Origin of the sequence: Streptomyces sp. KL116D (genome assembly GCF_030766975.1) — a bacterium.
Classification (GTDB): Bacteria; Actinomycetota; Actinomycetes; order Streptomycetales; family Streptomycetaceae; genus Streptomyces; species Streptomyces longispororuber_A.
Genome location: NZ_JASERH010000149.1, coordinates 81,416 through 103,427, shown reverse-complemented (window position 1 = coordinate 103,427; position 22,012 = coordinate 81,416). Strand labels below are relative to the sequence as shown.

Here is a 22,012-nt window from a genome sequence, read left to right as displayed (position 1 = left end):
AATCGGATGTGATTCGATTCGGCGTTGTTCAGCGCACGTTTTCGGCGCACGTTTTCAGCGCAGGTCTTTCAGCGCAGCTCGAAGAAGGACCGGTAGGAATTCAGCTGGGCTTCGAGCATGTGGATGCCGTGGTGGATCCGGTGGCCGCGCGCGGCTGCCTCGCGCAGCAGGCGGGTCTCGTGGGGCTTCATGACGATGTCGGCCACGACGCAGTCCGGTGGCAGCCGGTGCAGCGGGAACGGCAGCGGGTCGTCGGCCCGCAGTCCGAGCGGTGTGGCGTTGACCGCGAGGTCCACGTCGGCCGGTTCGGGTCCGCTCAGGGCCTGCACCCGGCCCGGCCAGTGCGCCGCCAGGCGGCCGGCCAGCGCGGTGAGCCGGTCCTGGTCCGTGTCGTAGAGGGAGAGGTGGTCGACGCCCGCCGCCAGGAGTGCGGCGGCGACGGCGCTGCCCGCGCCGCCGGTGCCGACCAGCAGCGCACGGGCGCCTTTCGGTTCGTGTCCCGCGCCGGTGAGACCGGCCACGAAGCCGAAGCCGTCGAAGTTCTCGGCGAGCCAGCCGCCGTCGGCCTCGCGGCGCAGCACGTTCGCGGTGCCGACGATGTCGACGGCGGTGCCGCGCCGGTCGGCGAGGCGGGCCACGGCCGCCTTGTGCGGCACGGTGACGAACATGCCGTCGAGGTTCTGGATGCCCTGCAGGCCACGGACGACCTGTTCCAGGTCCTGCGGCCGGGCGTGCACGGGGACGACCACCGCGTCGATGCCGAGCTCCGCGAGGACCGGGTTCATCAGCGTGGGCGCCTTGACCTGGGCGACGGGGTCGCCGAGCACCGCGTACAGGCGGGTCGTGCCCGTGATGGGCGGGGCGGGTGGGTGCGCGGTCATCGCAGCACCGCCTTTCGGGGCACGGCGGCGGCCGCCGACGCGGCGACCGTGCGGGCGAGTTCGCGGGCCTGGTCCCCGTTGAGGCGGGGGTCGCAGGCCGTGCGGTAGCGGGCGGACAGACCGGCTTCGGTGGCTCCGGCGGCGCCGCCGACGCACTCCGTGACGTGGTCGCCGGTGAATTCGAGGTGGAGTCCGCCGGGGTGGGTGCCGAGGCTGCGGTGTACGGCGAGGAATCCGGCGATCTCGTCGGCGATCGTGTCGACGTCGCGGGTCTTGAAGCCGTTGGCCGCCGTGTACGTGTTCCCGTGCATGGGGTCGCACTGCCAGACCACTTCGTGGCCGGACGCGGTGACCTTCTCGACGATCGGCGGCAGCACGTCCCTGATCCGGGTGTGCCCCATGCGGCTGATCAGGGTGAGCCGTCCCGGTTCGCGGTGCGGGTCGAGCCGGTGCGCGTACGCGACGGCTTCCTCCGGGGTGGTGCGCGGGCCCAGTTTGAGGCCGACGGGGTTGGCCAGGAGCTGGGCGAACGCGATGTGCGCGCCGTCGAGCCCGCGGGTGCGCTCGCCGATCCACAGGAAGTGCCCGAGGCCGCTGGACAGGCGGGGTTCGGGCCCGCTGTCGTCGACGTGCAGCGAGGACCGCTCGTAGTCGAGCAGCAGTGCCTCGTGGCTGACGTAGACGTCCTCGGCGCCGGGCAGGGCGCCGTCGCCGAGCCGGTGGAGCAGCGCCGCCGTTGCCGACGCGTCGGCGTGGGCGCGCAGCATGCGGCCGGGGTCGGGGGTGCGGGCGGCCCGGGTGGGTTCGGCGGAGTTGACGATGTCGCCGCGGTAGGAGGGCAGGCCCCGGTCGTCCACGTCGCGGGAGCGGGGCTTGGCGTACTGCCCGGCCATCCGGGCGACCTTGACCACCGGCAGGCCGGTGCCGGCGGCGAGCACGTCGGCCATGTCCAGCAGGGTCCGCAGGTTGGCGGTGCGGTGGGCGTCGGTGTTCTCGGCGAACGATTCGGCGCAGTCGCCGCCCTGGAGGAGGAACGCCTCGCCGCGGGCGACCGCGGCGAGCTCCTCGCGCAGCCGTGCGGTCCGCGCCGCGGAGACGATCGGTGCGGCGCGGCGCAGCGACCGCACGACGTCCGCGGCCCGGCCCGGGTCGGGCCAGTGCGGCTGCTGGGCGGCGGGCCGGGCCAGCGCGTCCGCCAGCCGGGCCGCGAGGAGCGCGGCGGCGGGCGGCGGGGAGCCGTCGGCCGTCGTCGTGGGCGGCTGCCTCATGACGGCACCGCTCCGGCCAGGACGGTACCGGTCGCGTCGGCGGTGGCGATGAGGTCGGCGAGCGGGGCCCGCGGCATCCCCTCCAGGACGGCCGCGACGGCGTCGCGCGGCACGTCGGTGACCAGTTCCGCGCCGTCGGGCCCGTCGAGGGCGAACGCGAGGGAGCCGAACGCCTTCTTGTCGTGCCGCATCAGCTCGATCAGGGTCTCGGTCGCGGTCTCGGCGGGCACCGCGGTGGGCAGCCCGTAGGACCGGACGACGTCCAGGTGCTCCGCCACCCGGGCCTCGCCGATCCGCCCGAGGGCGCCGGCCAGCCGGCCGGCGAAGACGGTGCCGACGGCCACCGCCTCGCCGTGCCGCAGCGCGTAGTCGGTCGCCCGCTCCAGGGCGTGGCCCAGCGTGTGCCCGTAGTTGAGGATGTGCCGCAGCCCGGAGTCCCGCTCGTCGGCCTCCACGACGCGGGCCTTGAGCCGCACACTGGCGGCGATCTGGTCGGCGAGCGGCAGCCCGCGCAGGTCGGGGGCGCCGATGAAGTGGCAGCGGGCGATCTCCCCGTAGCCGTTGAGCAGTTCGCGCGGGGGCAGCGTGGTCAGGTAGTCGGTGTCGCACAGCACCGCGCTGGGCTGCCAGTACGCGCCGACCAGGTTCTTGCCCTGCGGCAGGTTCACCGCCGTCTTGCCGCCCACGGCGGCGTCCACCTGGGCGAGCAGCGTGGTGGGCAGGTGCACGACGCGCACGCCCCGGTGGTAGAGGGCGGCGGCGAGACCGACCACGTCGGTGGTCGTTCCGCCGCCGCAGGACACGACGACGTCGGACCGGCTGAGCCCGAAGCGGACGAAGGCGGCGCACAGTTCCCCGACCGTGCCGAGGGTCTTGTCGCGCTCACCGTCCCGTGCCGGGACCAGCAGCGTCTCCACGCCGGTGTCGGGCACCCATTCCTCCGGGCGGGCCGACACGACGACGGCCCGCTCGGCGCCCAGCCTCCGGACGACCCCGGCGAGCGACGTCCGCACTCCGGGGCCGATCAGCACGTCGTACGCATGGTCTGCGAGCCGTAGCGAAACGGATGCCATGACGGGTTACCGGCCCGCCGTCACCCGGAGGACGCGCGCCTGCGACCGCTCCTTGCGGTCCTGCTCGTCCAGGTGGGGGTAGGAGGGGCAGCCGTAGACCCGCTGGAACGGCTCGAAGGTGTCCCACTCCTTGCGGCGGCGCATCTCGGCGGCCACCGAGTTGTGCTCGCTCCAGAAGTCGCCGCCGATGAGGCGGATGAGGTACCGCTCCAGGGTGTCGCGGTCCGTGGAACGGGCGGCGTCGGCGGCCATGGCGACGAGCTCGCCGTCGTAATAGGCGTGGATGAGCCGGATGTAGGTGTCGTAGCCGGTCTTGAAGTAGTTGGCGTACCGGTCGAGGAGGCGCTCCTCGGCCGACGGGTCGGCCAGCGCCTCGCCCAGGGCCTCCGCCGCGCGGACGGCGGTGGCGGTGGCGACCAGGACGCCGCCGGAGAACATCGGGTCGCCGAAGCAGCCGGCGTCGCCGACCATGAGCCAGCCCGGTCCGGTGACCGTGTCGGAGTGGTAGCAGTAGTCGGTCTCGATCTTGAGGTCCATGGCGGGCTCGGTGCCCGTCAGGCGCGTGGTGATCCGCGGGATGCGGGCCACGTGCTCCTCGAAGAGCTTCTCCGGCGTCGAGCCGCGCAGCACGTCGCGCGGCATGACGGTGCCGACGCTGATGGAGTCCTTGGACAGCGGGATCGCCCAGACCCAGCCGTCGTCGTGGGCGCCGACCTGGATGTCGCCCTCGACGCCCGGGTTGTGGCTCTCGTCGAGGCCGGTGTAGTGGCGGTAGACGGCGACCATGCGGAGCTTCTCGAGGGTCTTGCGCAGGCCGAAGCGGTGCGCGATGCGGCCGCTGCGGCCGCTGGCGTCGATCACGTAGCTCGCGTGCACCTCGTGCTGCTCGCCGTCGTGCTCGTAGCGGACGCCGACCATGCGGTCGCCGTCCATGAGGAGTTCGCCGACGTTCGCGCCGAGCAGCAGCCGCGCGCCGGCGGCCTGGGTCTGCTCGGCCAGCATCCGGTCGAAGCGCTGGCGCTGCACCTGGAACGCGTTGTCGTGGCGGCCCTCGCCCTGCTTGGTGAAGTCCGCGCGGAAGACGCCCTCGAAGAACTTCTTCTCGGTCGGGTCGATGAACTCGCCGCCGAACTTGGGCACGTAGCCCTGGGCGGCCACCACGTCGCGCAGGCCGATCCGCTCGAACAGGCCCATCATGTACGGCAGCAGGGACTCGCCGATGTGGAACCGGGGGTTCGGCTCCTTCTCCAGGAGGAGTACGGAGTGCCCCTGCTTCGCCAGCATGTAGGCGCTGACCGCACCGGCCGGCCCTGCGCCGATCACGACCACATCGGCTGTTTCCTTCGCCATCATGTTCCCTTTCTGGTGCCAATTCGGGTGGAGTCGGGAGAATTCGGGGGAATTCAGGGGGAGTTCAGGGCGTGCGAACTGCTCGGTGTGCCGGTCAGCCGAAGGAGCCGGACAGCAGGTGGGAGACCAGCCGCTCGTGCTCGGTGTCGTCCGTGATGGTGCGGATCTCGTCGCGGCCGTCCCGCACGGTCAGGTGCCTGCGGCCCTTCAGGACGACCTGGCCGTCGTCGAGGGTCCGGCCGCAGAGGATCTTCGTGCCGTCCTGCGGTCCGGTGTCCGCGGCGATCTCCCGGACGAGGAAGTCCTCCATGTCCTTCCAGTCGCTCCACTGCCGGGGCGTGTTCGTGAAGCTGTAGACCACGCTCCACCGGGTGATCCTGCCGCGCCGTTGTAGAGCGATCCTGGATCCGCGCTCGACCAGCCTGAACTGGCTGCCGTACTGGCTCTGCACGGTGTCGCAGAGCCGCAGCGGCTCGACGTAGGAGGGGCCGGGGTAGCCGACGTCGACGAGCCAGTCCTCGCCGGCCAGCCGGACACGGTTGAACATGTGCTCCACGTCGATGCCGGAGGCCTCCCAGCCCTCGGCGGTGCTGGCGGCCAGCAGGGTGACGTCGTAGCCCAGTTCGGTGAGCAGCCGGGCGAACAGCCGGTTCAGCTGGAAGCAGGTGCCGCCCCTGCCCTGGACGACGCTCGTCTCGAACGTGGCGTCCTCGTCGAGGTCGACGAGGCTCAGTCCGCCGCTGAAGTCCTGCGTGGCTCCGTTGTACGGCAGCGCCATCAGGTGCTTCTTGTGCAGGGTGCGCAGCGTCGCGATGTCCACGCCGGTCTCGCCGGCGCAGTCGATCCGACGGAGGTACCCGTCGACGTCGAACACGTCTCTTCACCTTCTTCCCAAAGGAGTTCGGACAGTCGGGCAGGGGGTCACACCGAGACGGCCACGGGGCGCGCCGCCTCCTCGCCGCACAGCAGCTCGTGGAGGTGGGCGGCGAGCATGCCCGCCGTCGGGTGGTCGAAGACGAGGTTGGGCGAGAGCTTGCGCTCGGTGAGGTCGCGCAGCCGGTTGCGGAGTTCGATCGAGGTCAGCGAGTCGAAGCCGACCTCGAACAGCCCCTGGTCCGGGTCGATCCGGTACGAGGTGCCGTGGCCGAGGACCGCGGCGACCTGGGTCCGCACCAGGTCGAGCAGCAGCTCGGCCTGCTCGGCGCGGGAGAGCCCGGCCAGTCGCTCCGCCACGGCGCGGCCCTGCTCGGCGGCGCTCGCCGCGTGGGCCTGCTGGCGGCCGGCGCGGACGAGGCCGCGCAGCAGGTGCGGCACTCCCCCGTCGGCCCCGGCCTGCTGCCGCAGCGACCGCAGGTCCAGTTTGGCGGGCACCAGCTGGGCCCGGCCGGACGCGACGGCGGCGTCGAACAGGGCCATGCCCTCGGCCGGCGTGATCGCCTGGAGGCCACCGCGCCGGTTCATCCGCTCCTTGACGATGGCGTCGGTACCGGCCGCCATGCCGCCGCCGGTCTGCTCCCACAGGCCCCAGTCCAGGGCGAGGCCGGGCAGTCCGGCGGCACGCCGCTGGGCCATCAAGCCGTCGAGGTAGGCGTTGGCCGCCGCGTAACTGCCGCTGCCCGCACCCATGAAGACCGCCGACACGGACGAGTAGACGACGAACGCGTCGAGGTCCAGGCCCCGCGTCAGCTCGTCGAGATGCCGTACGGCGTCGACCTTCGGCGCGAACACCTTCGCCAGGCGCTCCGGGGTCAGCATCCCGATGACCCCGTCGTCGGTGACGCCCGCGGTGTGCACGACGCCGCGCAGCCCGGGTATCGCGGCCAGCAGCTCCTTGACCTGCTCGCGGTCCGCCATGTCGCAGGCCACGACGCTGACCTCGGCGCCCTGCCCGGTCAGCTCGGCGACCAGTTCCGCGGTGCCGTCGGCCGTGGCGCCCCGGCGACTGGCCAGGACGAGGTCGCGTACGCCGTGCTGGGCGACCAGGTGCCGGGCCACGAGACCGCCGAGCGAACCGGCACCGGAGACCAGGACGGTCCCCTGCGGCCCGAACGCCCCTGTAGCTGACGGCTGTTGACCGCCGACGCGGGCCAGACGCGGTACGGAGAGGACCGTGCCGCGCACCGCGACCTGCGGCTCGCCGCCGGAGAGGACGGCGCCCAGCAGCTCCGCGAGCTGCTCGGTACCGGTGGCGTGGTCGGTGGCGTGGTCGGTGCCGGTGTCGGTGACGCTGTCAGGACCGGCGCCGGCGTCCGCGTCGGTGTCGGTGTCGATGAGGACGATCCGGTCCGGGTTCTCGGCCTGTGCCGCGCGGACCAGGCCCCACACCGCCGTGCCGGCCGGGTCGGTCACCGTGCCGTCGCCCGCGGGGACGGCGCCCCGGGTGACCACGGCGAGCCGGCTGTCCTCCAGGCCGGGTCCGTCCAGCCAGCACTGCACGACTTCGAGGACGCGGGTGGCCAGTTCGAGCACGGCGCCCTCGCCGTCCCCGCCGACGGCCCGCAGGACCGCCACGGCCGGGGCCTCGGCGCCGCCGGACTCGACGTCGTCGGCGAGCGTCGCCACGTCCTCCGCGGTGGCCACGAGGACCCACGACGGCACGGGCTCCGGACGGCGGGCCGGGGCCGGCGGGAGTTCGGTCCAGTCGACGCCGAACAGCGAGTCGTTGCGCGGGGCGCCCGCCGCCGTGTCCAGCTGCTCGGCGGAGACCACGCGGGACGTCAGCGAGTCCATCGACACGACCAGGGCGCCGGTCTCGTCGGCCGCGGCCAGCGACAGTGCCGCGGGCTCGGGCTGGGCGAGGCGCACCCGCAGCACGGAGGCGCCCGCGGCGTGCAGCACGAGGCCGTTCCAGGCGAACGGGAGCCTCAACTCCTGTGCCCGCTCCTCGGGTTGACCGTCACCACCACGGTCCGCACCCGCGATCTGGAGCAGCGGCGCGTGCAGAGCGGCGTCGAGCAGCGCGGGATGGATGCCGAACCCGGACGCCTGCTGCCGGTGCTCGTCGGGCAGGGCCACCTCGGCGAACATCTCGTCGCCGCGCCGCCACAGTGCGCGTACGCCCTGGAAGGCGGGGCCGTAGCCGTAGCCCACGCCGGTGAGCAGGTCGTAGCCACCGGCGGTGTCCACCGGTTCCGCACCGGGCGGCGGCCAGGCGGCGAAGTCGAACTCCGGCGCTCCGGAGTCCAGTTGGGGACTGGCGGCGAGCATGCCGCTGGCGTGGCGGGTCCAGGCGTCCGCGCCGCTGTCGGCGTCCTCGCGTCGCGAGAACACCTCCACGGTGCGCGAACCGTTCCCGTTAGGTCCGCCGACGGCGACCTGAACGCGTACGCCGCCCTGCTCCGGCACCACGAGGGGCGCCTCGATCACAAGCTCCTCCAGCACGCTGCACCCGGCCTCGTCACCGGCACGCACGGCCAGTTCGACGAGTCCGGTGCCGGGGACGAGGACGACGCCGCCGACGCGGTGGTCGGCCAGCCACGGGTGCGTCCTCAGGGACAGCCGCGAGGTGGCCACGAGCCCGTCGGACTGCGGCAGTTCCACCACGGCGCCGAGCAGCGGGTGATCGGTCCCGGCGAGCCCGAGGGAGGTGGCGTCGCCGGCCGGTGCGGTGTTCTGGAGCCAGTAGTGCTGGTGGTCGAAGGCGTAGGTGGGGAGGTCGACGACGTGCGGTGCTGTGGTTGCGGTGGGCAGGCCCCCGGTCCAGTCGACGGGGACACCGCGGACGAAGAGTTCGGCGGCGGAGGCGAGCAGTCGGCGCAGGCCGCCGTCGTCGCGGCGCAGCGACCCGGTCACCACCAGGTCGGTGTTGGTGTCGTAGGCGGTCTCGGTGATCGGCTGGACCAGAACCGGGTGGGCGCTGATCTCTACGAAGGCGTCGTGGCCCTGCGCGATGAGGTCGGAGACGGCCGGGCCGAACTTCACCTGACCGCGCAGATTCCCGTACCAGTAGCCGCCGTTGAGAATGCCCGCGTCCTCGACCCAGCCGCCGGTCACGGTCGAGTAGAAGGGGATGGCGGGGGCCTGGGCCTCGATGCCGGACAAGGTCTCGGCGAGAGTGGCCTCGATGTCCTCGACGTGGCGAGTATGCGAGGCGTAGTCCACCGCCACGCGACGCACCCGGACACCATCCTCGGACAGCGCGGCGAGCGCCTCGTCCAGCGCCTCTGCGTCCCCCGCGACGACCACGGACGTCGGACCATTGACCGCCGCGACCTCCACGCGGTCCGCCCAGCGTGCGAGACGGTCGACCGCCTCGCTCTCGCTCAGCGCGACTGACGCCATGCCGCCGCGACCGGCCAGGTCGGCGGCGATCGCCTGACTCCGCAACGCCACCACCCGCGCCGCATCCTCCAGCGACAACGCCCCGGACACACACGCCGCAGCAATCTCACCCTGCGAGTGACCCAGCACCGCATCGGGACGCACCCCGAGCGAAGCCCACACAGCAGCCAGCGCCACATTCACGGCGAAGCTCGCGGGCTGGACCACATCCACGCGCTCCAGCAGCCCGGGGGCAACCTCGCCGCGCAGCACGTCCACCAGCGACCACTCGACATACGGCTCAAGCGCAACCGCACACTCGGCGATCCGCTCCGCGAACACCGGCGACGAATCGAGCAACTCCCGCCCCATACCGGCCCATTGGGACCCCTGCCCCGGGAACACCCACACGACCTTCCCCGGACCACCGGAGACGCCGACCCGCCCGGTGACCACCCCGGAAGGGGCCTCGCCACGCGTCAGGGCCCGCAGTCCCGTGGCCGCCTCCGCCGCGGAGTCGGCGACCAGCACCGCGCGCTCCGCCAGCAGCGCCCGGTTCGCGACCAGGGCTCCGGCGACCGCCGCGAGCGACGTGTCCGCGTCGGCGTTCTCCAGCAGGGCCGCGAGCCGCTCGGCCTGCCCCGTCAGGGACGCCTCGCTGTGCGCCGACACCACCAACGGCACCGGGCCGTCGGCCTCGTGCGACTCGGGCCGGGCCGTCGCCGGCCCGTCGTCGGGGGCCTCTTCCAGGATCAGGTGGGCGTTCGTGCCGCTGATGCCGAACGAGGAGACGCCCGCCCGGCGCGGACGGTACTCGCGCGGCCAGTCGCGTGCCTCGGTCAGCAGTTCCACCGCGCCCGCCGACCAGTCCACCTGGGACGAGGGTGCGTCCACGTGGAGAGTGGGCGGCAGCACTCCGTGGCGCAGTGCCTGCACCATCTTGATGACGCTGGCGACGCCCGCTGCGGCCTGGGTGTGGCCGATGTTCGACTTCAACGAGCCTAGCCACAGCGGCTGTTGGGGGTCGCGGTTCTTGCCGTACGTGGCGAGCAGGGCCTGCGCCTCGATCGGGTCGCCGAGCGCCGTACCGGTGCCGTGTCCTTCGACCACGTCGACGTCGGTCGTGGTGAGCCCGGCGCCGGCCAGGGCCTTGCGGATGACGCGCTGCTGGGACGGGCCGTTGGGGGCCGTCAGGCCGTTGGAGGCGCCGTCCTGGTTCACCGCGCTGCCGCGCAGCACCGCGAGCACCTTGTGGCCGCGTTCGCGGGCCACGGACAGGCGTTCCAGGACGACCAGGCCCACGCCCTCGGCCCAGCCGGTGCCGTCCGCGCCGTCCGCGTACGCCTTGCAGCGGCCGTCGCCCGCCAGGCCGCGCTGGCGCGAGAACTCCACGAAGCTGACGGGGGTCGCCATGACGGTGACTCCACCGGCCAGTGCCATCGAGCACTCGCCCTGCCGCAGCGACTGCGCGGCCAGGTGCATCGCGACCAGCGACGACGAGCACGCCGTGTCGACGGTGACGGCCGGGCCCTCGAAGCCGAAGACGTACGAGATGCGGCCGGACGCCACGCTCGACGCGGTGCCCGTGCTGGCGAAGCCTTCCAGTTCCGGGGCGGTGACCCCGGCCCCGTACCCCTGGTTGGAGACGCCGGAGAACACGCCGACGTCGGTGCCCTTCAGGGAGCCGGGGTCGACTCCCGCGCCCTCCAGGGCCTCCCACGAGGTCTCCAGGAGGAGCCGCTGCTGCGGGTCCATGGCGAGCGCCTCGCGCGGCGAGATCCCGAAGAAGCCGGGGTCGAAGGAGCCCGCGCCGCTGACGAAGCCGCCCTGACGGGCGTACGACGTGCCGACGCTGTCCGGGTCGGCGTCGAACAGGCCGTCCAGGTCCCAGCCGCGGTCGTCGGGGAAGTCCGACATGCCCTCGCGGCCCTCGTGCACCAGGCGCCACAGCGACTCGGGGCCGGTCACGCCGCCGGGCAGCCGGCACGCCATGCCGACGATCGCGATCGGCTCGTCCGGGTCCGCGACCGCCGTCGCCTGCGTCGTCTTCGCCGTCGTGGCGGCGGCGCCGGACGTCGCCGTGTCCGCGAACTCGTCGCGCAGGTAACCGGCGAGGGCCTGGGGGGTCGGGTAGTCGAAGATCAGGGTCGCCGGGAGCTTGAGGCCGGTCGCCTCGCGCAGCCGGTTGCGCAGTTCGACCGAGGTCAGCGAGTCGAACCCGGCCTCGTTGAACGCCGTGTCCGCCCGTACGCTCGCGGCGCCGCTGTGGCCGAGCACGAGCGCGGCCTGGGTGCGCACGAGGTCGAGGAGCAGCGCCTCGCGCTCGGCCTCGGAGAGGCCCGCGAGGCGGCGCGGCAGGTCGGTGTCCTGGCCGGCCGCGGCCCGCGCCTGTTGGCGGCCCACCGGCACGAGGGTGCGCAGCAGGTGCGGGACCGGGGTGCCGGAGGCCGCGCCCGCCCGCGCGCCGCGCAGGTCCATCTTGATCGGGACGAGCAGGGGCGGGCCGGACGCGAGGGAGGTGTCGAGCAGTTCCATGCCCTCGGCCGCCGAGATCGCCAGGACGCCGCCGCGGTCGGCGCGCGCCTGGTCGGCGTCGCCGAGGTGGGCGGTCATGCCGGCGTCCTGCTCCCACAGGCCCCAGGCCAGGGAGACGCCGGGCAGTCCGGCCGCGCGGCGGGTACTCATCAGGCCGTCGAGGAAGGCGTTGGCGGCGGCGTAGTTGCCCTGGCCCGCCGAGCCGAACACGCCCGAGGCGGACGAGAACACGGCGAACGCGTCGAGGTCCAGGCCGCGGGTCAGCGCGTCGAGGTGGCGTACGGCGTCGACCTTCGGCGCGAACACCGTGGCGAGGCGCTCGGGAGTGAGCGCTCCGATCACTCCGTCGTCGAGCACGCCCGCCGTGTGGATGACGCCGCGCAGCGGGTGGGCGGCGGGTATCGAGGCCAGCAGGGCGCTCGCCTGGTCGCGGTCGGAGATGTCGCAGGCCGCGACGGACACGGTCGCGCCGAGGCCGGTCAGTTCGGCGGCCAGTTCCTGGGCATGGGCGGCGGCCGGGCCGCGGCGGCTGGCGAGGAGCAGGTGGCGTACGCCGTGCCGGGTGACCAGGTGGCGGGCCACGAGGGCGCCGAGGGAGCCGGTGCCGCCGGTGACGAGGACCGTGCCGTCCGGAGTGAACCGCGGTGCGTCGGAGGCGGGTCGGGCGGTGGTGCGGGCCCGGGTGAGGCGGGGCGCGGAGAGCGTCCTGCCGCGCACCGCGATCTGCGGCTCGCCGAGGGCGAGGGCGAGGCCGAGCACCGGTACGGCGCCGTCGGCGGCGGCCGGGTCCGTGTCGATCAGGGTGATCCGGTCCGGGTTCTCGGACTGGGCGGCGCGGACCAGGCCCCAGACCGCGGCGCCTGCCGGGTCGGTCACCGAGCCGTCGCCGGCGGGGACCGCGCCCCGGGTGGCCACCACGAGCCGTGCGTCGTCGAGACCGTCGGTTGCGAGCCAGGCCTGCACTACGCCCAGCACCCGTGAGGTGAGGGCGAGTACGGCATCGTCACTGTCACCGCCCACTGCCTCCAGGACCGCCACCGCCGGTACGTCGGCGTCGGCGGCGGCGCCCAGGGCTGTCACGTCCTCGGGTCCGGCCACCGACACCCACGTCGGCGCGTCGGACGCCAAAACCCGCTGATCCAGGGCAAGTTCGGTCCAGTCCACCTGGAACAGGGAGTCGGTCGCCGCCGGGTCCGCCGCCGTCTCCAGCTGTTCGGCGGAGACCGGGCGGGACACCAGGGAGTCCAGGGTGACGACGAGGCCGCCGGTCTCGTCGGCCGCCTCCAGCGCCACGGCGCCGGGCCCCGCGGCGGTGAGCCGGATCCGCAGGGCGGGGGCGCCCGCGGCGTGCAGTTGCAGGCCGTTCCACGCGAACGGCAGGACCGGTGCTCCGGCCGCCCTGTCCTCCTCGGCCGCGTCCGCCTCGGCACCGAACATTCCGGCGTGCAGGGCGGCGTCGAGGAGCGCCGGGTGCAGGCCGAACCGGTCGGCGCCGTCGCGGTGTTCCTCGGGCAGGGCGGCCTCGGCGAAGACCTCGTCGCCGCGCCGCCACACCGCGCGCAGCCCCTGGAAGGCGGGTCCGTAGCCGTAGCCGCGCTCCGAAAGGCCCGGGTAGAAGTCGTCGGTCTCGACGCGCCGGGCGCCGGGCGGCGGCCAGGCGGTGAAGTCGAAGCCCGCGGCGCGGTGGGGCGCGTGGGCGGACAGGGTGCCCGCCGCGTGCCGGGTCCAGGTCTCCTCGTCGCCGGGGGCGTCCTCGCGCAGGGAGTGCACCTCGACGAGGCGGGCGCCGGTGTCGTCCGGGGCGCCCACGGTGACCAGGACGCGTACGCCGCCGCGCTCCGGCACCACCAGCGGCGCCTCGACGACGAGTTCCTCCAGGATCCCGCAGCCGGCCTCGTCACCGGCGCGGACGGCCAGCTCGACGAGTCCCGTGCCGGGGACGAGGACGAGGCCGCCGACGGCGTGGTCGGCCAGCCACGGGTGCGTCTTCAGGGACAGCCTTGAGGTGAACAGCAGGGTGTCGGCCTGCGGGAGCCGGACCACCGCGCCGAGCAGCGGGTGATCGGCCGCCGTCTGCCCGAGGGAGGCCGCGTCGGTGGCCGCGTCCGTCGTCCTGAGCCAGTAGTGCTCGTGGTCGAAGGCGTACGTCGGCAGGTCGAGGCGCGTGGCGGGGGCGGCGCTCGCGGGCAGGAGGCCGTCCCAGTCCACGGGGGTGCCCCGTACGAACAGTTCGGCGAGCGCGGCGAGCAGGCTCTGCTCCTCCGGACGGCCGTCGCGCAGCGCCGCCACGCAGGTCGCGTCGGCGCCCGCGGCGGTGGCCGTCTCCTCGACGAGGCCGGTCAGGGCGGCGCCCGGGCCCAGCTCCACGAACAGGGTGCCGCCGAAGCCGACCGCGGCCGCGATGCCGTCGGCGAACCGCACCGGCCTGCGCACGTGGCCCGCCCAGTACTCCGGCGTCGCCAGTTCGCCGGGCTCGGCGAGGCGGCCGGTCACGTTCGAGACGACCGGGATCTGCGGGTCGTGCCACTCAAGCCCGGCCAGTTCCGCGGTGAAGTCGGCCAGCATCGGTTCCATCCGCAGGGAGTGGAACGCGTGCGACACGGTCAGGCGCTTCGTCTTGCGGCCCTGGCCGCGCAGCTGCTCCGCGGCCGCGACGACGGCGTCCTCGTCGCCGGAGAGGACCACTGACGACGGGCCGTTGACCGCGGCGACCTCGACGCCGTCGCCGAGCAGCCCGGCGACCTCCGCCTCGCTCGCCGCCACCGCGACCATCGCGCCGCCCGGCGGCAGGGCCTGCATCATCCGGCCCCGGGCCGCGACCAGCCGCGCCGCGTCGGCCAGCGACAGGACGCCGGCCGCGTGCGCCGCGGAGATCTCGCCGATCGAGTGCCCGACGACCGCGTCGGGGCGCACGCCCCAGGACTCCACGAGCCGGAACAGGGCGGTCTCGACGGCGAACAGGCCCGCCTGGGTGAAGACCGTCTGGTCCAGGAGCGCCGCGCTGCCGCCCAGCCGGCCGAGGACGACGTCCCGCACGGGGTGGTCGACGCGCCCGGCGAGCGCCGCGTCCAGGTGGGCGCACGCCTCGTCCAGGGCGCGGGCGAACACCGGGTGGCGGTCGTACAGTTCACTGCCCATGCCGACGCGCTGCGAGCCCTGCCCGGGGAACACCCAGACCGTCTTGCCGGGGCCGCCCGAGCCGGCCGCCCGGCCGGTGACGACACCGGCCGGGCTCTCGCCCCTGGCCAGCGCCGCGAGACCGGTGCGGGCCTCCTCGTCGGAACCGGCCAGGACCACCGCGCGCTCGGGCAGCAGGGCGCGCTGGGCGAGCAGGGCCCGGGCCACGCGCGGCAGCGGCAGCGGCGCCCCCGCACCATCCTCGCCGTGGCTCTCGATGTAGGTGGCGAGCCGCTCGGCCTGTCCGGCCAGGGAGCGCTCGCTGCGCGCGGACACCACCAGGGGCACCACGCCCGTGGGCGCCGTCTCCCCGGTGACCGGCTCCGGAGCGGGTGCCGGCTGCTCGGGGGCCTCTTCCAGGATCAGGTGGGCGTTCGTGCCGCTGATGCCGAACGAGGACACGCCCGCGCGGCGCGGACGGCCCTCGCTCGGCCAGTCCTTGGCCTCGGTGAGCAGTTCCACCGCGCCGGCCGTCCAGTCGACCTCGGTCGTCGGGACGGCGGCGTGCAGCGTCGGGGGCAGCACGCGGTGCCGCAGCGCCTCGACCATCTTGATGACGCTGGAGACGCCCGCAGCGGCCTGGGTGTGGCCGATGTTCGACTTCAGCGAGCCGAGGTACAGCGGCTTGTGCGGGTCGCGGCCCCGCCCGTACGTGGCGAGCAGCGCCTGCGCCTCGATGGGGTCGCCGAGCGCGGTGCCGGTGCCGTGGGCCTCGACGACGTCCACGTCGGCCGGGACCAGTCCCGCGCCGGTCAGCGCCTTGCGGATGACGCGCTGCTGGGACGGACCGTTGGGCGCCGTCAGGCCGTTGGAGGCGCCGTCCTGGTTGACCGCGCTGCCGCGCAGCACCGCGAGGATCTCGTGGCCCCGCTCCTGCGCCACGGACAGGCGCTCCAGGACCACCACGCCGGCGCCCTCGGACAGACCCATGCCGTCCGCGCCGTCCGCGAACGCCTTGCAGCGGCCGTCGGACGCCATGCCCTGCTGCCGGGAGAAGACCACGAACGTGCCGGGGGTCGCCATCACCATCGCGCCGCCGGCCAGGGCCATGGAGCAGTCGCCCTGGCGCAGCGCCTGCGCGGCCAGGTGGATGGCGACCAGCGAGGAGGAGCAGGCCGTGTCCACGGAGACGGCCGGGCCCTCGAAGCCGAGGACGTACGAGACCCGGCCCGACGCCACGCTCGACGCCACGCCGGTGCCGGTGAAGCTCTCCAGCTCGGGCGCGACGCCGCCGCTCCCCGACCCGTACCCCTGACTGGACACCCCGGTGAACACGCCCACGTCGGTGCCCTTGAGCGAGACGGGGTCGATGCCCGCGTGCTCCAGGGCCTCCCAGGAGGTCTCCAGGAGGAGCCGCTGCTGCGGGTCGACCGCCAGCGCCTCGCGCGGCGAGATCCCGAAGAAGCCGGGGTCGAACTCGCCCGCGCCGCGCAGGAATCCGCCCTGGTCGGTGTAGGAGGTGCCGGGGTGGTCGGGGTCCGGGTCGAACAGGCCGTCCAGCTCCCAGCCGCGGTCGTCGGGGAACCCGGACACCGCGTCGCCGCCCTCGCGCACCAGCCGCCACAGGTCCGCGGGGCCCGTCACGCCGCCCGGCAGCCGGCACGCCATGCCCACGACGGCGATCGGCTCGCCCGCGTGCGAGGCTCCCTGCTTGCGCAGGTTGTGCAGTTCGGTGGTGACGCGCTTGAGGGTGTTGAGGAGTTGTTCGTCCGTGGCCATGCGTCAGTCCTCACGAGAATGTTGATGGAGCCGGATGCCCTGTACCGGATTCACACGAGCCCGAGTTCCTCATGGATGAAGTCGAGGACTTCGTCGGCCGACGCGGATTCCAGCTTCTCGGCCACGGTGGAGACGCCCGCCTGCTCGACGACCCCATTACAACGGGCCACCAGGCCCTGAAGACGGAGCGCGATAGCGGCGCTCATGGATTCGTCGAGGCTCACGGAAGCAATCAGCGACTCGACGTCTTCTATCTTTCCGGTGACGCGCGCCAGCACGTCGTCGCCGATGCCGAGTTCACCGCGCAGGTAGCGGGTGAGCACGACCGGGGTCGGCTGGTCGAAGACGAGCGTCGCGGGCAGTTTGAGGCCGGTCGCCTCGCGCAGCCGGTTGCGCAGCTCCACCGACGTGAGCGAGTCGAAGCCGACGTCCTTGAACGCGGTGTCCGGGCGGACGCTCTCCGGACCGCTGTGCCCGAGCACGACCGCGGCCTGGGTGCGGACCAGGTCGAGGAGCAGCGCCTCCTGCTCGTCGTCGGCGAGCCCGGACAGCCTGCGCAGCAGACCGCCGTCCTGCGCGCCGGCCGCTCGGGCCTGCTGCCGGCCGGCCGGAACGAGGGTGCGCAGCAGCGGCGGCACCGTGCCGCCGGCCGACGCGTCGGCGCGCACCGCCCGCAGGTCCAGCTTGACCGGCACGAGCAGCGACTCCGCGGACCCGACGGCCGCGTCGAACAGTTCCATGCCCTCGCCGGGTTCGAGGGCGACGACGCCGTCGCGGCTCGTGCGGCGGCTCATGCTCACCTGGTCGTCGGTGCTGAGGTGGCTGGTCATGTTGGTGGCGTACGCCCACGTGCCCCAGGACAGGGACAGGCCGGGCAGTCCGGCGGCGCGGCGCTGGGCCATCAGGCCGTCCAGGAAGGCGTTGGCGGCGCCGTAGCCGCTGCTGCCCGCGCCCAGGAAGACGGACGAGGCGGAGGAGTAGACGATGAACGCGTCCAGGTCGAGGCCGCGCGTCAGCTCGTCGTAGTGGCGTACGGCGTCGACCTTCGGCGCGAAGACCCGGGCCAGCCGCTCCGGGGTGAGGGTGCCGACGAGCCCCGCCTCGAACACTCCGGCCGTGTGCACCAGAGCGGTCAGCGGGTGCGCCTCCGGAACCGAGGCGAGCAGGGACCGCACCTGGTCGCGGTCGGAGACGTCGCAGGCCACGACGGAGACCGTCGCGCCGTGTCCGGTCAGCTCGGCGACCAGGTCCCGCACGCCGTCGGCGTCGGGGCCGCGACGGCTGGCCAGCACGAGGTGGCGCACGCCGTGTCCGACGACGAGGTGCCGGGCGATGAGCTCGCCGAGCGAGCCGCCGCCCGAGACGAGGACGGTGCCGTCCACCTTGAAGGGCTTCTCGAACGCCGCGCCGTCGTCGGTGAGTTGAGGGGTCGGGGCGGGGGTGACCCGGGTGAGCCGGGGCACGGAGAGGGTCGTACCGCGAGCCGCGAGCTGTGGTTCGCCGGTGGCGAGGGCCGCGCCCAGAATCCGGTCGACCCCACCTTCGCCACCCGTGTCGGTGTCGGTGTCGGTGTCGAGGAGGACGATGCGGTCCGGGTTCTCGGCCTGCGCGGCGCGGACGAGACCCCACACCGCCGAACCGGCCGGGTCGGTCACCGTGCCGTCGCCCGCGGGCACCGCGCCCCGGGTCACGACGACGAGCCGCGACTCCGCCGGGCCGTCCGCGTCGAGCCAGGCCTGGACGACGCCCAGCACCCGTGCGGACAGGTCGAGCACGGCGCTCGCGCCGTCCCCGCCGACGGCCTCCACGACGGCGACCGCCGGCACCTCGGCGGCCGACGCCGCGACGTCGCCCGCGGTGGCCACCGGCGTCCACACCGGGGCCTCCAACCCGCCCTGGATCTGCGGCAGTTCGGTCCACTCCACGCGGAACAGCGAGTCGGTGGCAGCCGAGTCCGCCGCGGTCTCCAACTGCTCCGCGGACACGGCCCGCGACACCAGCGAGTCCATCGTGACGACCAGCGAGCCCGTCTCGTCCGCCGCGTCGACGGACAGGGCGTCCTGTCCGCTCGGCGCGACCCGCACCCGCAGCGCGGAGGCGCCCGCTGCGTGCAGGACCAGGCCGTTCCAGGAGAACGCGAGCAGCGGCCGTCCGGCCTCGCCGTCCGCCGCGGCCTCGCTCACGGCCCGGAACGAACCGGTCTGCAGCGCCGCGTCGAGGAGGGCGGGGTGGATGCCGAACCGCTCGGCCTCCTTGCGCTGTTCGTCGGGCAGGACGACCTCGGCGAAGACCTCGTCGCCGCGCCGCCACACCGCGCGTACGCCCTGGAAGGAGGGGCCGTAGCCGACGCCGTGTGCGCGCAGCTCGTCGTAGAAGCCGTCGACCTCGGCCGGCTCGGCGCCGGGCGGCGGCCAGGCGGCGAAGTCGAAGTCGGTGGGCGGGTTGGGGGCCGCGGCGGCGAGCGTGGCGGTGGCGTGCCGGGTCCACGGCTGCTCCTCGCCCGCGTCCTCGCGCTGGGAGAAGACCTCGACGGTGCGCGTCCCGTGCTCGCCGGGGGCGCCGACGGCGACCTGCAGCCGCACGCCGCCCTGCTCCGGCACCACGAGGGGCGCCTCGATCACGAGCTCCTCCAGGACGCTGCACCCGGCCTCGTCACCGGCGCGCACGGCCAGTTCGACCAGGCCGGTGCCCGGCAGGAGCGGCAGGCCGCCGATGGTGTGGTCGGCGAGCCAGGGGTGCGACTTGAGCGACAGGCGCGAGGTGAAGACCAGACCGCCGGACTGCGGCAGCCGGACCAGCGCGCCGAGCAGCGGGTGATCGGTCCCGGCGAGCCCGAGCGAGGCCGCGTCGCCGTCGGTGGCGGTGCCCTGGAGCCAGTAGTGCTGGTGGTCGAAGGCGTACGTGGGGAGGTCGACGCCGACGGTCGTGGTTCCGGTGGGCAGGGTCCCGGTCCAGTCGACGGGGACGCCGCGCACGAACACCTCGGCCATCGAGGCGAGCAGCCGGCGCAGGCCACCGTCGTCGCGGCGCAGCGAGCCGGTCACGATCGTTTCCGTGCCGCTCTCGTCGAGGATCTCGTTGACCGGCTGGACCAGGACGGGGTGGGCGCTGATCTCGATGAAGGTGCGGTGGCCCTGCTCGACCAGGTCGGCGACGGCCGGGCCGAACTTCACCTGACCGCGCAGATTCCCGTACCAGTAGCCGCCGTTGAGGACTCCGGCCTCCTCCACCCAGCCGCCGGTGACGGTGGAGTAGAAGGGGATGGTGGGGGCTTGCGCCTCGATGCCGGACAGGGTCTCGGCGAGAGTGGACTCGATGTCCTCGACGTGGCGTGTGTGGGAGGCGTAGTCCACCGCCACGCGGCGTACGCGAATACCGTCCGCCGTCAGAGAGGCGAGCGCCTCGTCCAGCGCCTCGGCGTCACCGGCGACGACCACGGAGCTCGGGCCGTTGACCGCCGCGACCTCCACCCGGTCCGCCCAGCGCGCGAGACGGCCGACCGCCTCGCCCTCGCTCAGCGCGACCGACGCCATACCCCCGCGACCGGCCAACCGCTCACCGATCGCCTGGCTGCGCAGCGCGACCACACGCGCCGCGTCCTCCAGGGACAGCGCCCCGGACACGCACGCCGCAGCGATCTCACCCTGCGAGTGCCCCAGCACGGCGTCGAACTCGACACCCACGGACGCCCAGACCGCGGCAAGGCCCACCATCACGGCGAAGCTCGCGGGCTGGACGACGTCCACGCGCTCCAGCAGCTCGGGAGCCGCCTCGCCGCGCAGCACGTCCACCAGCGACCAGTCGACGTACGGCTCAAGTGCAGCCGCGCACTCGGCGATCCGCTCGGCGAACACCGGCGACGAATCGAGCAACTCCCTTCCCATGCCCACCCATTGGGACCCCTGCCCCGGGAACACGCCGACGACCTTGCCGGGGCCGGCCGAACCGACGCTTCCGGAGACCAGGTTGGCGCCGCTCTCGCCGCGGGCCAGCGCGCGGAAGGCGGTGAGGGCCTCTTCGTGGGAGTCGGCGACGATCACAGCACGTTCGGCGAGGACCGCGCGGCCCTTCGCCAGGACTCCCGCGACGTCCGGCAGGGACACCCCGTCCGTGCCCTCGGTGAAGGCCGCGAGCCGCTCGGCCTGGCCCGTGAGCGAGGCGGCGTTGTGCGCGGACACCACGAGCGGCACCACGCCGCCCCTGTCCGCGGCGGGCTCCGGCGCCTCTTCGTCCGGTGCCTCCTCCAGGATCAGGTGGGCGTTCGTGCCGCTCACGCCGAACGAGGAGACACCGGCCCGGCGTGGGCGGCCCGCGCGCGGCCAGTCCCGGGCCTCGGTCAGCAGCTCGACGGCGCCCGCCGACCAGTCGACCTCGGTCGTGGGGACGTCCACGTGCAGCGTGGCCGGCATCGTGCCGTGCCGCAGCACCTCGACCATCTTGATGACGCTGCCGACGCCCGCGGCGGCCTGGGTGTGACCGATGTTCGACTTCAACGAGCCGAGCCACAAAGGCTGTTGGGGGTCTCGGTCCTTGCCGTACGTGGCGATGAGCGCCTGCGCCTCGATCGGGTCGCCGAGCGCCGTGCCGGTGCCGTGCGCCTCTACGACGTCGACGTCGGCGGGCGACAGGCCGGCGTTCGCGAGGGCCTTGCGGATGACGCGCTGCTGGGACGGGCCGTTGGGGGCCGTGAGGCCGTTGGAGGCGCCGTCCTGGTTGACCGCGCTGCCGCGCAGCACGGCGAGGATCTTGTGGCCGCGTTCGCGGGCCGCGGACAGCCGTTCCAGGAGGATGACGCCGACGCCTTCGGCGAGGCCCATGCCGTCCGCGCCGTCCGCGAACGCCTTGCAGCGGCCGTCGGCGGCGAGGCCGCGCTGGCGCGAGAACGCCACGAAGTTGCCGGGCGTCGACATCACCATCGCGCCGCCCGCGAGCGCCATGGAGCACTCGCCCTGGCGCAGCGCCTGCGCGGCCAGGTGGATGGCCACCAGGGACGACGAGCACGCCGTGTCCAGGGACACCGCCGGGCCTTCGAGGCCGAGGACGTACGAGACGCGGCCCGAGGCGACGCTCGTCGAGGCGCCGGTGCCCGCGAAGCCCTCGGACTCCGGGGTGACCACCCCGGCGCCGGCGCCGTAGCCCTGGCCGGACAGGCCGGAGAAGACGCCCACGTCGGTGCCCTTGAGCGAGACCGGGTCGATGCCCGCGCGCTCCAGCGCCTCCCAGGAGGTCTCCAGGAGGAGCCGCTGCTGCGGGTCCATGGCCATCGCCTCGCGCGGCGAGATCCCGAAGAACCCGGCGTCGAACTCGCCCGCGCCGCGCAGGAATCCGCCCTGCGTGACGTACGACGTGCCGGCCTGGTCGGGGTCGGCGTCGAAGAGGGCCTCCAGGTCCCAGCCGCGGTCCTCGGGGAAGCCGTCGACGGCGTCGCCGCCGTCGGCGACCAGCCGCCACAGGTCCTCGGGCGAGGCCACGCCGCCCGGGTACCGGCACGCCATCGCGACGACGGCGATCGGCTCGCGCGCCTGGTCCTGGACCTCGCGCAGCCGCCTGCGGGCGGTGCGGGCGTCGGCGATGGCCCTCTTGAGATAGTCGCGGAGTTCTGCCTCGTCGGCCACTGGATTCAACCCCCAGGAGTGGATGCGTGCGATTGCCGTGAGTGGGTGTCCGCACCGTCCGTGCGGGGTCGTGCGGGGTCGTACAGGGGTGGTGCGAAGTCGTGGGTGCGTGGGTCCGTGCGGGTGGGCGAGCC

6 protein-coding genes and 1 pseudogene are annotated in these 22,012 nt (G+C 74.0%); all 7 read right to left on the bottom strand.

Features of this window, described 5'->3' with window-relative positions; translation table 11 throughout:
• Positions 1-68: 68 nt before the first annotated feature.
• Positions 69-881, bottom strand: coding sequence for a shikimate dehydrogenase (locus RBJ77_RS58730; RefSeq protein ID WP_372352427.1), 813 nt, complete (start codon positions 879-881; stop codon positions 69-71).
• Positions 878-2,149: a 3-deoxy-7-phosphoheptulonate synthase gene (locus tag RBJ77_RS58725; protein ID WP_372352426.1), complete on the bottom strand. Its 1,272-nt coding sequence runs from the start codon at positions 2,147-2,149 to the stop codon at positions 878-880. The genes RBJ77_RS58730 and RBJ77_RS58725 overlap by 4 nt, the downstream gene beginning before the upstream one ends.
• Positions 2,146-3,222: a 3-dehydroquinate synthase gene (locus tag RBJ77_RS58720; protein ID WP_372352425.1), complete on the bottom strand. Its 1,077-nt coding sequence runs from the start codon at positions 3,220-3,222 to the stop codon at positions 2,146-2,148. The genes RBJ77_RS58725 and RBJ77_RS58720 overlap by 4 nt, the downstream gene beginning before the upstream one ends.
• Positions 3,223-3,228: 6 nt before the next feature.
• Positions 3,229-4,572, bottom strand: a complete 1,344-nt coding sequence (locus tag RBJ77_RS58715) for an NAD(P)/FAD-dependent oxidoreductase (RefSeq protein WP_372352424.1) — start codon at positions 4,570-4,572, stop codon at positions 3,229-3,231.
• Between the two features lie 94 nt (positions 4,573-4,666).
• Positions 4,667-5,446 (bottom strand): arylamine N-acetyltransferase, encoded by a 780-nt coding sequence (locus RBJ77_RS58710; RefSeq protein ID WP_372352423.1) that lies wholly within the window; start codon positions 5,444-5,446, stop codon positions 4,667-4,669.
• A gap of 47 nt (positions 5,447-5,493) precedes the next feature.
• On the bottom strand, positions 5,494-16,263 hold the full coding sequence (locus RBJ77_RS58705; RefSeq protein ID WP_372352422.1) for a type I polyketide synthase: 10,770 nt from the start codon (positions 16,261-16,263) through the stop codon (positions 5,494-5,496).
• A gap of 50 nt (positions 16,264-16,313) precedes the next feature.
• Positions 16,314-21,839 (bottom strand): annotated as a pseudogene (locus RBJ77_RS58700) (SDR family NAD(P)-dependent oxidoreductase); the annotation flags it as partial.
• Positions 21,840-22,012 lie beyond the last annotated feature (173 nt).